The organism is Leifsonia aquatica, from assembly GCF_014190775.1.
Lineage (GTDB): Bacteria > Actinomycetota > Actinomycetes > Actinomycetales > Microbacteriaceae > Leifsonia > Leifsonia aquatica.
In genome coordinates this window covers 30,881-45,061 of record NZ_JACHVP010000002.1, presented here as the reverse complement: position 1 = coordinate 45,061, position 14,181 = coordinate 30,881, and the positions used below count along the sequence as shown (strand labels likewise).

Annotated in this window: 15 protein-coding genes; all 15 read left to right on the top strand. The window is 66.8% G+C overall.

The window, feature by feature from the left end; all coding sequences use genetic code 11:
• The first annotated feature begins 254 nt into the window (after nt 1–254).
• Nucleotides 255–1,004, top strand: a complete 750-nt coding sequence (locus tag FHX33_RS10060; protein ID WP_039922428.1) for a sigma-70 RNA polymerase sigma factor region 4 domain-containing protein — start codon at nt 255–257, stop codon at nt 1,002–1,004.
• Complete coding sequence (locus FHX33_RS10055; RefSeq protein ID WP_183428459.1) at nt 1,001–2,104, top strand: hypothetical protein; 1,104 nt, start codon at nt 1,001–1,003, stop codon at nt 2,102–2,104. Before FHX33_RS10060 ends, FHX33_RS10055 begins: the two co-directional genes overlap by 4 nt.
• 235 nt (nt 2,105–2,339) lie before the next feature.
• Complete coding sequence (locus FHX33_RS10050; RefSeq protein WP_183428458.1) at nt 2,340–2,852, top strand: hypothetical protein; 513 nt, start codon at nt 2,340–2,342, stop codon at nt 2,850–2,852.
• A 5-nt stretch (nt 2,853–2,857) separates the two neighbouring features.
• Nucleotides 2,858–3,013 (top strand): hypothetical protein, encoded by a 156-nt coding sequence (locus FHX33_RS10045; RefSeq protein ID WP_021763921.1) that lies wholly within the window; start codon nt 2,858–2,860, stop codon nt 3,011–3,013.
• Nucleotides 3,010–3,333, top strand: a complete 324-nt coding sequence (locus FHX33_RS10040) for a hypothetical protein (protein WP_021763920.1) — start codon at nt 3,010–3,012, stop codon at nt 3,331–3,333. Before FHX33_RS10045 ends, FHX33_RS10040 begins: the two co-directional genes overlap by 4 nt.
• On the top strand, nt 3,330–4,382 hold the full coding sequence (locus FHX33_RS10035) for a hypothetical protein (protein WP_221209561.1): 1,053 nt from the start codon (nt 3,330–3,332) through the stop codon (nt 4,380–4,382). The genes FHX33_RS10040 and FHX33_RS10035 overlap by 4 nt, the downstream gene beginning before the upstream one ends.
• A gap of 3 nt (nt 4,383–4,385) precedes the next feature.
• On the top strand, nt 4,386–5,918 hold the full coding sequence (locus tag FHX33_RS10030; RefSeq protein WP_183428456.1) for an SCO6880 family protein: 1,533 nt from the start codon (nt 4,386–4,388) through the stop codon (nt 5,916–5,918).
• A 1-nt stretch (nt 5,919) separates the two neighbouring features.
• Complete coding sequence (locus FHX33_RS10025) at nt 5,920–7,368, top strand: ATP-binding protein (protein WP_183428455.1); 1,449 nt, start codon at nt 5,920–5,922, stop codon at nt 7,366–7,368.
• A complete protein-coding gene (locus tag FHX33_RS10020) occupies nt 7,365–9,170 on the top strand; it encodes a type IV secretory system conjugative DNA transfer family protein (RefSeq protein WP_243767934.1) in 1,806 nt (601 codons plus the stop codon). The genes FHX33_RS10025 and FHX33_RS10020 overlap by 4 nt, the downstream gene beginning before the upstream one ends.
• A complete protein-coding gene (locus tag FHX33_RS10015) occupies nt 9,170–9,574 on the top strand; it encodes a hypothetical protein (protein ID WP_179603911.1) in 405 nt (134 codons plus the stop codon). The genes FHX33_RS10020 and FHX33_RS10015 overlap by 1 nt, the downstream gene beginning before the upstream one ends.
• Nucleotides 9,571–10,056, top strand: coding sequence for a hypothetical protein (locus tag FHX33_RS10010; protein WP_179603910.1), 486 nt, complete (start codon nt 9,571–9,573; stop codon nt 10,054–10,056). Before FHX33_RS10015 ends, FHX33_RS10010 begins: the two co-directional genes overlap by 4 nt.
• 93 nt (nt 10,057–10,149) lie before the next feature.
• Nucleotides 10,150–10,593: a single-stranded DNA-binding protein gene (locus FHX33_RS10005; protein WP_021758367.1), complete on the top strand. Its 444-nt coding sequence runs from the start codon at nt 10,150–10,152 to the stop codon at nt 10,591–10,593.
• Nucleotides 10,594–10,865: 272 nt separating this feature from the next.
• Complete coding sequence (locus tag FHX33_RS10000) at nt 10,866–11,879, top strand: tyrosine-type recombinase/integrase (protein WP_276325270.1); 1,014 nt, start codon at nt 10,866–10,868, stop codon at nt 11,877–11,879.
• A complete protein-coding gene (locus FHX33_RS09995) occupies nt 11,876–12,211 on the top strand; it encodes a helix-turn-helix domain-containing protein (protein WP_021758370.1) in 336 nt (111 codons plus the stop codon). Before FHX33_RS10000 ends, FHX33_RS09995 begins: the two co-directional genes overlap by 4 nt.
• 7 nt (nt 12,212–12,218) lie before the next feature.
• On the top strand, nt 12,219–14,180 hold the full coding sequence (locus FHX33_RS09990; RefSeq protein WP_021758371.1) for a hypothetical protein: 1,962 nt from the start codon (nt 12,219–12,221) through the stop codon (nt 14,178–14,180).
• Nucleotide 14,181: the final 1 nt, after the last annotated feature.

Below are 14,181 nucleotides of genomic sequence, written 5' to 3'. Positions count from 1 at the left end.
TCAGGGCGGCGGAGACGCATCGTGGCTGAGACTCCCGAACTTCAGAGTCGAAGTCGCCACTCCACCATCGAATCCGGGAGCGCCGCCCCGAAGCTCATATCCCCGGCGCAGCTCGGAACATCCAACCTTCCTAATCCAAGGCGGGGCTCCTGCGCGCCAATTCGCGCTGACAAAGCCCTGTTCTGACGAGCCGTCCCCGACTCGAACCCGGTCCTTCGCAGTAGCCACTTCCATGCAAGGAAGGTTGTGATCTCGTGGCTGGAGGAACCAAAGTCCGCGCGCGGACAGATGCTCTTCTCACCGAGCTGCTCCGTGAAGTCGACACGTTGCAGCCGTACGTCCGCTTCCAATTGCGCGGCTGGCCGAATGAGGTCGACGCCGTCTTACAGCAGGCCCGCGAAACGGTCTGGCACCGATGCTCCACCTTTGACCCGGAGCTGGGGACTCCGCATGCTTTCGCGTTCGGCATCACCCGTCACGTCGTGCTGCGGGAGATCGAGCGGAAGTATCGCCCGATGGACGAAATCACCATCGATGTCAACATCGAGTCCGACTCGGACATCGACCCGCTCGAGACGATGATCCGCCGGTTCGACGCTCACCGCTGGATGGTGTTGGTCGCCGACTACGTCGGCCCATCCGACTGGCACGTGATGAGCGACCTGAGCCTGGCCGACGGCGACGCCGAGCGGGTGGCAGAAGCCCGCCAGCTGTCCAAGCGCAGTGTCCGCACGATCCGCGAGCGGGTGTGCCAGACCGCCCGAACCGTGCTCGCCGCGCTCGCGGCCGCGGACGCGGGACTGCCGATGACCGGGTCCGTGATCGTGTCGTGCGTGCCCGAGACCGGCGGTTTCCGGGAAGTCGCCGAGATGATCGGCGACGACGCAGACACCATCGCCGCCACCCTCCACATCCATCCCGGCTCGGCGCGAGCCCGGATCGCGACCGCCAAGCGATTGCTGATGATCGCCCGGGACGTCCTCGAGTTGGAGGTGGCGGCATGATCAGTGCGGGCGCGGCGGCAGCTCATGCCGTGACGCATCCGAAAACGACTCGGAACCTGCTGATCGTCGCGGCCGTCATCGTGCTGGTCGTCCCTGTCGCTCTCGTCGCCGTGCCGGTGTCGCTAGTGCTCGCGATGGGGGCGAACGGGTTCGGTGGCGGCGGGGGAGTGTGCGGCGGATCCGTCCCGTCGGTCGAGGCAGGCCAGAACGTGGACGGCTACGGGCCTGATCAGTTGAGAATCGCCGCGACGATCATCACCGTCGGCCAGCAGATGAGCGTGCCCCAGCACGGGCAGACACTCGCGCTGATGGTCGCGATCGGGGAGTCCGGCCTGCGCAACCTGGACCATGGCGACGCAGTGGACAACACCACGATCGGTGTCTTCCAGCAGGGCGCCGGCTACGGCACCCCTGCGGAGCGGATGAACCCGGCGACCGCAGCCGCCGCCTTTTACACGCGAATGCTGCACGTCCCGGATTGGCAGACCCTCGCGCCGACCCTGGTCGCGCACACGGTCCAGATCAACGCCGACCCGAACCACTACGCCCCCTTCTGGACGGCCGCCGAGCAGGTCCTCGCCGCCCTGACGGGAGCGAGCGCCGGAGCATGTCAGGTGCCAGCAGACGCCCGCGCGGCCGCCGCAGTCCTGGTTGGTGCGATTCAGGCGAAGAAGCTGAATTTCCTCGAACCCCGCTACCAGCAGCAGATCTTCAACATGGCTGACGGTACCGCGACGCCGGATTGCACGATCGACGCGCACGTCCTCCAGCTGATCGTCGTAGCTGTCCAGGCCTTCCAGCAGGTCGGGGTCAGCGACCTCAACCGGCGCTGCACAGGCACAACCCCAGGAGCGGGAACAGCGTCCGCGCACTGGAAAGGCAAGGCCGTCGACTTCTACGCGATCAACCGCCAATCCCTAACCGGCGCCGACCCGCTTTCCGTCCAGCTGATCCACGCCCTGGACCCGTACGCGCCGCATGGGTCATCGGTCGGTCAAAGCGACTGCCGGTCCCGCGCGCACATGACGCTCGGTGTGCTTACGAACTTCACCAGCGACTTTCCCGATACCTGCAACCACCAGCACATCCAAGTGCCCTGACCAAACGAGTCTCCCAAATGCGCGCCACAAATCGCTCCGTACCGGAAGTTCTAAGTGAAGGACGCATACGAAACCGAGGTGAACTGAGATGAACAAGAAGCTGATCGCACTCGTTGCCCTCCTTCCATGCCTGGCCTTCGCAGGCTGCGTCGGTACGACGCCAACACGGAACCCGTCGTTCACCACAGTCGCGCCGGCCAAACCGACCCCGACGTCGACGTCCGCACAGGATGCGATGCCGGCGGCATCAGGCATCGTCAGCAGCGTCTGGGTCGACGTCTACCCCGGCACCACCTTCAAGGCCAAGCACGGCTGCCGGTGCACGCTCCCGGACTCGCCTTCCGAGCTCTTCCCGGTCGGAACCCGAGTGCTGTTGCTGAAGGTCACTATGACCGGCAAGTGGATCCCCTCCCAGGGCAACCAGGACTTCCAGGACGTCACCGGCACCACCCTTAAGGGCACACAGTTCGACGGCCGACCCGAACCGGCCGTCCTCGACACCGCAGACGGACCCGCCGCCGCCAAAGCCGCTGGCCTGCCCTGGCTGCCCAACGGGCTATTCCACGGACAGACGACTTGGACGGTCCCGAACGAGAAGAGCCGATCGTTCGCCGCCGCCTACTACGTCCCCGCCGGAGTCGACCAACTCGAACTCACCGTGAACATCCCGTCAGAGGGCAAGGCGAACATCCTCACCGTCCCCCTTCCGGCCTCCGCGACCGGCGCAGCCTCCGCGAGCGGGGAGTGACCGTCATGGACCTGCTGATCAACCTCCTCGGCCTGCTGACTCTGATCTGTATCGCTCTGCTCGGCATCGCCGCCTCCGGCTACCTCGCCGCACGGCGCATGCGCGAAGCACAAGAACCCGAACCGTCGACCGATCCCACGGAAAGGAACCAAGAATCATGAACACCCTCAACGAAGCCCTCGTCACCGTCCACGCACGCATCATCACCGTGGCGGCGGTGCCGAACCCCAGCCCGGACTTCTCCGGGCCCGGCGTCGGGGCCTTGCAGACGATCGCGAACGTCGTGTTCGCCATCGTGCTCATCCTCGGCGTGATCGGCGGCCTGATCGCCGCCGGGTTTATCGTCGTCGGCCACGTCTCCAGCAACGGCCGTGTGCAGAAGGCTGGGATCATCGGCGTGCTCAGCTGCCTCGCCGGGGTCGCAGTCGCCGGCAGCATCGCCGGACTCATCAACTGGGGCCAGTCGCTCCACGTGGCGTGACCATCATGATCGCCACTCTCGCTTCCGCACCACCGGATCCGTTCGCCCCGAACTACGGCTGCTTCGTCGCCGACTTCGGCTGCCAGGCATCCCAAACCGTCGCCCAGTTCATGGGGTCCACCATCAAGAACCTCGGCGACTTCATCGCCACGATGATCGCCGGCTCCTTCAACACGAACATCGACCAGGCCAGCTGGAACATCGCCCACTCGCAATTCCTGTTCTGGATCGCCGTCACCGCCCCCGTCATCCTGATCGTCGCGCTGGTCCAGATCGGCATCGCGATGATCCTGCAGGACTGGTCACGCATCGGCCGCACCGCCGTCGGCGCCGCCCTCGCCATCCCCTTCAGTGCCATCTGCGTGTGGGGGATGCAGAAGGCCTCCGGCATCACCGACGACATCACCCACGCTCTCACCACCGCCGTCCAAGGCGGCGACCTGAGCCAAAGCCTGCTCCGGGTCGTCGGCCTCTTCGACGCCCCGAAACAGATCCACGGCGCCGTGATGAAGACCATGCAGTTCTCCCAGGACGGCGTCATCTGGGGCATGGCCATCCAAGGGGCACAGGGTCCAGGTTCGGTTGGCGAATACGTGATGGCGTTGCTCATCGTCGGCCTGATGATGATCGCCTCGCTGTTCCTGTTCATCGCCATGTCGATCCGCGAGTTCGGACTCCTGGCGCTGGCCGCGATGGCCCCGGTCGGGCTGATGATGATCGGCCAGCCCAAGCTAACCGCCTGGGCGCAACGCTGGCTGAACCTCTCCGTCGGGTTGCTTATCGCCAAGCCCCTCGCCGCCGGCGTCGTCCTCCTAGCGGTCGAGCTGACCAAAGCCAGCCTCAGTATCGGCGTCATCCTCGTCGCCGCCGGCGCGGTGATCGCCGCCTCGTTCAGCCCGCTCTGGGCGACCAAGCTCGTCTCGTTCGCCGGTGCTGAAGTCGGCACCGCGCTCCACCACCGGTTCTCCGTCCGCGATCAGTTCTCCCGGGCGAGCACCGCCGCCGCACCCGTCCGCACCGCGGCACGAGTCGTCAAGGTTGGGAGATAACTCATGACCACCCTCACCGCCGACCAGATCATCACCGAGGAAGGCGCACCCCGGGTCCGCTTCGCCGCCCGAGAACGCCGAGGGATCTTCCTCGGCCTGACGTTCCTGCAACTGGTCGTAATCGGCGTCGCCGTCGCGGTCCTATTCTCCACCCTCCTCATCGACATCAACGCGATCTGGGTGATGATCCCGATCGTCGCCGTCGTGGTGTTCTTCGCCCTCGCCACCTACCGGCGCGAACCGGTCATCGTGATCGTCGCCCAAGCTACGCGTTACGTGCGTCGCAGTCTGACTGGACAGACGATCTTCCGCCGAGATGTCTGGCTCCGGGTGAGCGTCGCCTCCCTCGACGTCGGGCACGCGCAGGTCGCCGCGGTCACCCCGGTCGTGACCTCCAAGTTCCTCCTCCCCGGCGCGCTCGGGGACGCGCAGATCATCCAGATCCCCGGTGCCGGCGGCTTCATCTACAACGCCCGCGGACGACTCGCCTCCGTCACCGTCAAGGTCGGATCGAAAGCCTGGGCGCTGCGCGACAAGGGCACCCAGGAGGCCGCGTACGACGGGTTCGTGGAATGGCTCAGCTCGCTAGAGAACTTGCCCGGTGTCCGTGAGACCACGATCCGGATCCGCGTCGACAGGGCCTCCTCGAACGAGCTGCGCGACTACTTGGTCGTGCGCGAGAACGAGCACGACCCGCAGGTCACCGCCGAGCTCCGGGAGCAGTATTGGGCGCTGACGCAGGCGGCGTCCAAGCGGTCGATGGGGTTCACGAACTACATAACCCTCACCTTCGACACTGCAGCGCTCAACGGTGCTATCCGTGACGCGGGGAAAGGACTCACCGGCCTTGCCGCCGTGCTGAAGGAGCGGGTCGCAGGCATCGAGACGTCGATGGAGCACGCCCGGCTCACCCCAGCGGGATGGCTTACCTCCGACGAGCTTGACGAGCTGAACGCGCTGTCGGCCGACCCCGTGGCCGCCGCGACCCGGCGTGAGCAGGACTCCGGGATCGTATCTGCGCCGTCACCGGTGATGGGGATCGACGAGGGCTGGGATGCGATGCGCGTGGACGAATCCTGGCACCAGACCTTTTGGGTCGCCGAGTGGCCGCGCACCGACGTCCGTACCGGCTTCCTCGAACCGCTTCTGTACGCAGGCGACGCGACCAGGGTGATCACGTTGCAGGTGCGCCCGGTGGCAACGCACAAGGCGCTGGCCCAGCTGAACCGCGCCCAGTCCGACATGGAAACCGCAGCGACCATCCGGATGAAACTGTCCTCTCGGATCCCGCTCACGCACCTCCGCGAGGAGGAAGACCTCGCCGTTCGGGAGCACGACCTTGTCGATGGATACGGCGATGTCCAGTACCGCGGGTTCGTGACGATCTCCGCCGAGTCCAGGGACGCCCTCGCCAAGGCTCGAACCGACATCGAGCAAGCGTCACACCCGGCACGGCTCGTGCTGGCTTCGATGTCGGGACAGCAGGCCGCCGGGTTCGTCACCGCGGCGCTCCCGGTCCCACTGGAAGGAGAATGACATGAAGCAGTCAGCTGTCATCGGTCGCATCCCGGCCAATGAGAAGCCTGGCGCCAACGGCCGCCACCGCCAGTCCGCTTCCCCCGACAAGAACTCCACCTGGAAGCTGCAGTCCGCGGAACTCCCGGCGTCGAAGATGCCGGCGTGGGGGTGGAAACAGCCGCACAACCTGCGCGGCCCACTACGCGCCACCCCACCCGCACACCGCTGCTCCTCAAAAGTGCTGGGTGGTGCATACCCGTTCTTGGCCGAGACCGGGGACATCCTCACCGGCGCGTACATCGGGGAAAATCTCCTCTCCCGGGCGCCGTTCTGCTTCGACCCCTGGGACGCCTACTCGGCCGAAGCCGTCCGCTCCCACTCGGTCGCGATCCTCGGGGTGAAGGGGACAGGCAAGTCGATGCTCGCCAAGTCCTGGTCCTCAAGACTTGCCAGGCTGGGGCGCAAGATCGCCGTCCCGCACGACCCGAACGGGGAGTGGTTGCGCGTCGCTGCGTACGTCGGCGGGAAGTCGATCAGCGTCGGCCCGGGCAAGGCTGCCCGGATCAATCTCCTCGACGAAGGCGCACGGGATCCCTCGTTCTCGGACGAGGACTGGAACCTGAACGTGCTCCAGTACCGTCGCGCGACAGTGAAGACGATCATCCGCCGGCTCCGCGAAGGAGGGAACCTGGAACCGGTCGAGCACACCGCCCTCGACGTCGCCCTCGACGCCCTCCGCGGGAACTCCACCGTCACCATCACCCACGTTTACGACCGTCTCGTCGACCCCGAGCAGAGCCAGCCGCTCGAGGTCGTCGAGGCCGGCCACCGGTTGGCGCACTCGTTGCGGCGAATGGTCTCCGGCGATCTCACCGGGTTCTTCGACGGACCCTCCACCGTCCGGTTCGACGCCGACGCCCCGATGATGGTCGTCGACACCTCCGCGCTGAAAGGGGCATCGCCGGAAGCGCAGGCCCTAGCGCGGCTGGCGACCGCGAACTGGATCCGCCGTTCTTCCCTCGGCGCGAATAGGCAGGCGCGGGTCATCATCCACGAGGAGGCCGCCGTTGAGCTGCTGAACGATGTCTCCGGCGGAGACGGCCTCGCCGACCGGGTCGAGGACGAGAAGATCGCGCGACACCTCGGCACCTCCAACTGGTATCTGCTCCACCGCGTCGCAGACCTGGACGCGCTCGGTGACCGCAACAGCGCACTCCACTCACGGGCGCTCGGGCTCCTCGCGGATTGTGAGACCCGGATCTCGTACGCGCAGCACTCGGGGGAGATCGCGAGGTCGCGGGAGATCCTGGGCTGGAACGACACTCAGGCCGACCTGGTCCGCAAGCTCCATAAAGGGGAGGGGCTCTGGCAGATTGGCCAGGACCGGGTCGCGAAGGTCCGCAATATCTGCACCGACTACGAACTCGGCATCTTCCGCACCGACGCGATGGGTGGTGAACGAGCATGAGGACCCACGGCGCTTCCTGGACGCAGCTCGCCCTCTACAGCCTCTTCGCCATCGTCATTGCCGGCGCCCTCACCACCGGAATCGCCAGCGCGACCATCACCGCAACATGCGGCGCAGGTGGCCAGCCAGGCACCGTCTTCGCCGGTCTGCAACTGGCCATCGGCGGAGACGTTTCCGGCTTCGGCTTGGTGCCGGGGTGCGTGGTGCCTGTCACCCTCATCCGGGTCCTCGCTCTGCTGGCCGTCTTCTTCCTTCTGACCGCGATCGCCGTTGGGGTGGTCTGGTGGCTTCGCTACCGGCAGTCGGACCGGCACTTCATCAACGACCTCCGAGGCCGCGACGGGCTCGCCAAGCCCGGCGAAGTCCGCAAGCACACCTCCGCACGCACCGCTCTTCACCGCGCCAAGACCCTTCGGCCGTCGGTGGCCAACCCCGCGCCGTCGGCCGCGGGCTGGAAGGTCGGGCGGGCCCACGGGCAGGACGTCTACGTGTCGATCGAGGACTCGATCGTGGTTGAGGGCGCGCCCCGGTCCGGGAAGGGCTACCGGTTCATCATCAACGCCATCCTCGACTGGGACGGGCCTTTGATCACCACGTCCACCCGCAACGACAACCTCTCGGCAACGATGCGCGAGCGCGCTCGGGTAGGCGACGTCACGGTGTTCGACCCGCAGGAACTCACCGGTATTCGGTCCGCGCTGCGGATCTCCCCAGTGGCTGGCTGCGAGGATCCCCTGATCGCGGATCAGCGTGGGCAAGCGATTATCGCCGGCACCGCGCTCGGCGCATCCAAGACGAACCAGGAATGGGCGCAGGTGTCCTCCTCCGTCCTCTCGCGACTGCTGCACGCGGCCGCCGTCTCCGGGCGGGGCACCGACGCCCTCGCCCGCTGGGGCTCCAACCCACGCCTCGCCCTCGAGGCCGTTGGTGTGCTCGCCAACCAGGGGACGCCGGGCTGGTCAGAGGACCTAGACGCGATCATCAATGGCGACGAAAAGCTGCTGGCCAACTCCTGGTTCGGAGTCTTCGGCGCACTCCGCCCACTATCAATCCCCGCAATCCGGAAGGCGATGACACCCGGGCCAGGAGAGCAGTTCGACCTCGACGCCTTCCTCGTCGGCTCCAACAGCCTCTATCTCGTCGGCACCGGAGCAGGAGCCGGGTCGGTCGGCGGATTCCTCGGAGCGGTCCTCGATGACATCGTGGAGACCGCGCGCCGCAAGGCACTCGCCTCAGTGGGCTCCCGGCTCGACCTGCCGCTGGCGCTGATCCTCGACGAGATCGCGAACATGTTCTCCTGGCCCGCACTGCCGCGGATCATGGCCGACGGCGGCGGCATCGGCATCTCCACCATCGTCGTCCTCCAAGCTCTGTCCCAGGCCGAGACGGCCTGGTCGCGATCCGAGGCTGACACGATCTGGTCCGCCGCGACGGCCAAGCTCCTGCTCGGTGGTGCGTCCGATGTCGACCACCTGCGGGACATCGAATCGCTTCTCGGGAACCGTCGGATCCGGAACACCGGCCATTCGTACAACGACAACGGATCGTCCACGAATGTGCAGAACGAGAAGGTGCCGGTCATGACGCTCGACGAGATTCGCCGGATGCCCGAAACGGTCGGGCTGCTCGCCTACCGAAACCGGCGCGGGATCCTGCTCGACCTACGGGGGTGGACAGATCGCGATGACGCCCGACAGGTCAGCGCGGGCAAGAAGCTCACCGAGCTCGACCAGCAGGTCGTTTTCGCCGAACAGTATCAAGCCGCGCTCGATCGCCGAGGATCAGCGGGGGAGGGAAACTGATGTCCAACCGTCGCCGTCCCGCCCGGGACAACACCTACCGCACCAACTACCTGCACTCGGGAGCCTGGTTCGCCCGCCGCGACCGATGGTTCCTCGAGGAAGGGTCCCGCAACGGCACCATCCGCTGCGCCCTCTGCCTCGGCGTTGGCAGTGCCCGCAGCCTCGAGCTGCACCACCTCGACTACCGCGGCGTCACTCAAACCCCGCACGGCTGGACCGCCCACGAGCAGCACGAGGACTTGACGGCCCTGCATCCGCGCTGCCACGAATACGTTCACCAGCTCATCGACCGCGACCGCGTGTTCTCCGGGTTCGTCTCCCGCCGGAGCGCCTCACTCCAAGCCATCGCCCGGCTACGGGCGAAGATCGCCCACTACATCGAAGCCTCACTGGAGCAGCAGTGACCGACGACATCCCCCTCGACGACCTCGTCGCCTCCCTCGCCGCAGGCTGGGAAGACCAAGCGCCCCGGCAGACTCCGGGGATGCTCGGCATCCGCGTCATCAACTGGCGCACCCTGGAGGACGAGGACGCCCCGCAGGTCTGGACCGACCTGCGGAGCTGGGTGGTCTGGTTCACCCATCGCTACAACATCGCTCCGAGGAAGATCCCGCCCTGCTGGTTCAAGCACGGCGCGCTCGTCGAGGAACTCTCCGCCCTGCACACCGCCTGGCTGGTCTCCTACGACAGCCTCGACGCCGGCTACGGACCCATCGGCTGGCACGAACGCCTCGCCGTCGCGCTGCCCCGACTGGCGACTTGGTACAACGGCGAATGCCATAACGGCCACACCGAACTCCTACAAACCGGCGACGACACAATCCCCACGGAGTGGGCCGATTGGATTCGCCAGAGCCACGCCAATCCGCAAGCCGAACGCCGCTGATTGCGCGCCCTCTGCGCGCATCTTCCGAGCCCGACCCGGAAGTTCTAAGTGAAAGCGACCCAACAGATGGCCGCCAAATGGAAAGGAAGAAAGATGAGCACACGAGTCCCGATCAGCATCGAAGGCAACCTCGTCGCCGACCCCGACTACGGCGAGTCCCAGAACGGCACGAAGTTCGCCAAGTTCACCGTCGCCGTCACCGACCGCAAGCTCGAAGACGGCAAGTGGGTCGACGGAGACACCCAGTACCACCGCACCACCGTCTTCGGCCGCACCGCCGAGAACGTCCGCGCCAGCCTCGCCAAAGGCGACACCGTCATCGTCAACGGCAACCTCGAGTTCCGCCACTGGACCGACCAAGCCACCGGCGAACCCCGAGCCGCCACCGAAGTCGTCGCCGACAGCGTCGGCCCCTCCCTCCGCTACACCACCGCGGAAGTCACCCGCCGCGCCCCAAAAGCTGAAGGCCCGGACACATACGTGACCGGGCCAGTCGCCACCGTCGCGTCAGCCGGGCGAGCGCCGGCCGTTGTCTAGTCCGAAACAGTAGGTGGGGTGGTCCTTTGGCCACCCCACCTTCGCGTGCCCCATGGGGCTTCGCCGCGTTGCATCAGCTTGGCCCTGGAATGCTAGAGAGATCGGTAAGTAGATACCTCCGCCGGACCCGCCGCATCCGCTCGTCGTCGCCCCAGGACTCGATCGATATCGTCAGAAGCCCCAATGCCTCCAATTCCTTCGTCGCGCGGGTCCAGGTGTCATCGGACATTCCATATTGACTGAACCCGGAGCAGCAGGTCTTCGACGCGATGATGGACGGCTGGCGGAATCAGCAGCTCTCACGCGGGCTCCGTGAGCAGACGATTCAGAACCGCACGGCGACGGTGCTCCGGTTCCGGGATTTCGTGGACAAGCCGCCGTGGAAGTGGACGGTCGCGGACGTCGACGATTTCACGAGGGAAGCCACCGATCGCACGCTGACCCTGTCGACGCTGCGCCACCATCATGGAGCCATCCGCGGGTTCTGCGACTACCTGACGAACCCGTTGTACGACTGGATGGAGATCTGCGAACGGGAGTTCAGCGAGATCCCGTCGCAGGTGTGCTTGCCGTGGAACACGGTTGCGCACCGGTTCGAGTTCGAGGGCGACGGGAAGCGCCGCCCGTTCACCTACGACGAGGTGGAGCGCCTGTTTGACACCGCCGACGCCCGTGTCGAGCTGCTTGTGAACTCCGGGCGGAAGGGCGCGCTCGGGGCGTTGCGGGACGCGCAGCTGCTGAAGACGGTCTACGCGTTCGGGCTGCACCGCACCGAGGCGGTGATGCTCGACACCGTCGACCTGCACCACAACGCCGAGATGCGTCAGTGGCGGCGCTACGGCGCGATCCACGTGCGGTGGGCGAAGGCCGCGGGAGGCGGTGCGCCTCGTCGTCGTACAGTGCTGCTGGTGCCGGAGTTCGACTGGTGGGTGCCGGGCATGCAGCAATGGCTCGAGCAGGCTCGGGAGCGATTCGCTCCCGGCGACGACCTCGACGCGCTCTGGGTGACCGAGCGCCGCACGCGCCTGTCCGCCGGCTACCTCGACCGAAGGTTCGCGGAGCTGCGTGACGAGGCCGGCCTGTCGAAGGATCTGACGCTGCACAGCCTCCGACATTCCTACGTCACGCACTTGCTGGAGTTCGGCTACGCCGAGCGCTTCGTCCAGGAGCAGGTCGGGCACATGCACGCGTCGACGACCTCGATCTATGCCTCTGTCAGCTCGGACTACAAGAACCGGGTGCTCGCGGAGGCGCTGAAGTCCCTCATCGAAGGAGAAGCGGGATGACCGTTGAACTCGAGACTGGCTGGAACCTGCGCAGCGTGATGGCGTCGCGCGGGATCTTCCAGACCTCCAAGCTGAAGCCGCTGCTCGAGGAGCGCGGCATCGACCTCTCCCGGGAGCAGGTGTATCGGCTGGTGACGCAGCCGCCGCAGCGGGTGCGTCTTGACGTCCTCGCCGCGCTCTGTGACGCACTGGGGTGCTCTCTCGACGATCTCGTGACGATCACCCGCCGCGAGGCCGCGGCCCCGGTGGCTGTGGGCGAGGAGGCGACGCGCGGGTCAATCGGTGATCTCCGCCCCGTTCGCGCGACGATCCGCCGTCCACGCACGAATTAGGCCCGTCGTGGCCAAGCTGCCGCAGGAGCCGAGGGTCGCGGAAGTCGTGATGCTCATCCAGTGGGGCGCGCTCGAGATCCCGGCGGAACGCCTCGCCGAGATCGTGAGCACAGTCGCTCCGGTACCGCTCACGCAACGCCTTCTTGAGCTTGCCCTCCTCAAGCAGCCTGGAGTCCTCGAAGGCCGTCACCAGAACGTGCCGGTGACGGTCCAGGACCTCGCGCACGCGCTCATCGCGGAAGGGGCGAGCCGGGTCGTCCTGCCGACGTGCGAGACATGCGGGCGCGCTGTCCGCATGCCGCACAAGACGCCGAGCGGCGGACGTCGCTGCTCCCGGTGCGAGAGGAATGCCAGATCCGTCGCGTGCGCGACATGCGGGCGGGAGAGGCCAGTGCAGCGCACCATCAGCGGAAAGCGGTACTGCCGCGAATGCTGGCGCGCCGACCCCCGCTCGTTCGGCCACTGCTCGCGGTGTGGTCAGCACGCGACCATCGTCGTCCGTCGCCCCGAGCTCGTCTGCCTGGCCTGTTACACCGCGCCGATCAAGACCTGCGGGGTCTGCGGGGAGCCCGGCAGAGTCGCGTCCCACCTCGACGGGCGACGCGTCTGCGCCCGCTGCTACTACGCGATGCGCACTCCGCAGCCCTGTCCGGAGTGCGGGCGCAAGGTGTTCCTCACCGGGTTCATGAACGACCAGAAGGTGTGCGCCGATTGCGCGGGCACCCCGGTCACGATGGCGTGTCCTGGTTGCGGTTCGATCGAGGAGGTCCGCAAGCACCGCCTGTGCGTCGAGTGCCGCCGGCCCATCGCAATCCGCCGGCTCCTCGCCGACGACACTGGAGTGATCCGTGCGGAACTACAACCTCTCGCGGACTACCTGATCACGCACCATGGCAAAGCGATCTCGCTCGAGCGGTGGTTGCACAAGAGCAAGTGCGCAGCCGTGCTCAGCGAGCTCGCAGACGGGACCCTGCCCCTTGCCGCCGACGCAATCATCATCAGAGCCAGGTCGGGGCAGTCCGCGGCGTTCCTCCTCTCACTGTTGGTCCGCTCTGGCGTTCTGCCGGAGCTCGACGTCGAGGCCGCGCGCTTCGACCACTGGCTCGAGGAATGGCTGGCCAACGTCGAGCATGCCGAGGACCGGCTGATCCTGCGCCGGTACTGCACCTGGGAGCTGCTCCGTTCGACCCGTGCGTTCCGGGCGGTGTCCCGCAGCCCATCGAGCCCCGCCGTCGGCTTCCAGCGGCAACGAGCAGCACTCAAGCACTGCGCCGCGCTCCTTCACGAGATCCGATCGCAGCACGAGACGATCGCCACTTTCCCGCAACGCCGCCTCGACGCGCTTCTCACCGACTCGCCGAGCCAGCGCGACGCGCTGGCTCCATTCACTCGTTGGCTGCGACGGCACCGGCTGAGCACCCTCCGCGTCGAGTTCCGCATGAGTCGCCTCGAGGGCCGGCACTACGAGTCCGACCATCGGTGGCAGATGGCCCGCCGATTCCTCACCGACGCGGACATGGACTCGAGGACCCGCACCGCGGGCCTGCTCGTGCTCCTCTACGGTATCCAGCTCACCCGCATCGTCACCCTCACCCGCGATCAGGTCGACGCGACCTCCCGCCCGGTGAAACTCACCGTCGGAACCGAGCCGATCGAACTCCCCGAGGCCCTCGGGAACGCGATCGTCGACCTCGTCGACGCATCGATGCGCCATCCCGAGGGGTGGCTCTTCCCTGGCAGAAACCCGGGGCTGCACTTGACCCCGGGGCCAATCAGCCGCCGTCTCCGTGCGGAGGGACTCCGCTCCGGGAGCGCCCGGACCACGGCCCTGATCGAGCTCACCCGTCAGATGCACCCCCGGATCGTCTCCGACTTGCTCGGTATCACACCAGCATCCGCGGCCGCGTGGTCGCGCCTCGCCAGCGGCGATTGGTCGGACTACCCGAAGGTCCGCGCAGTGCCCGGCTGAA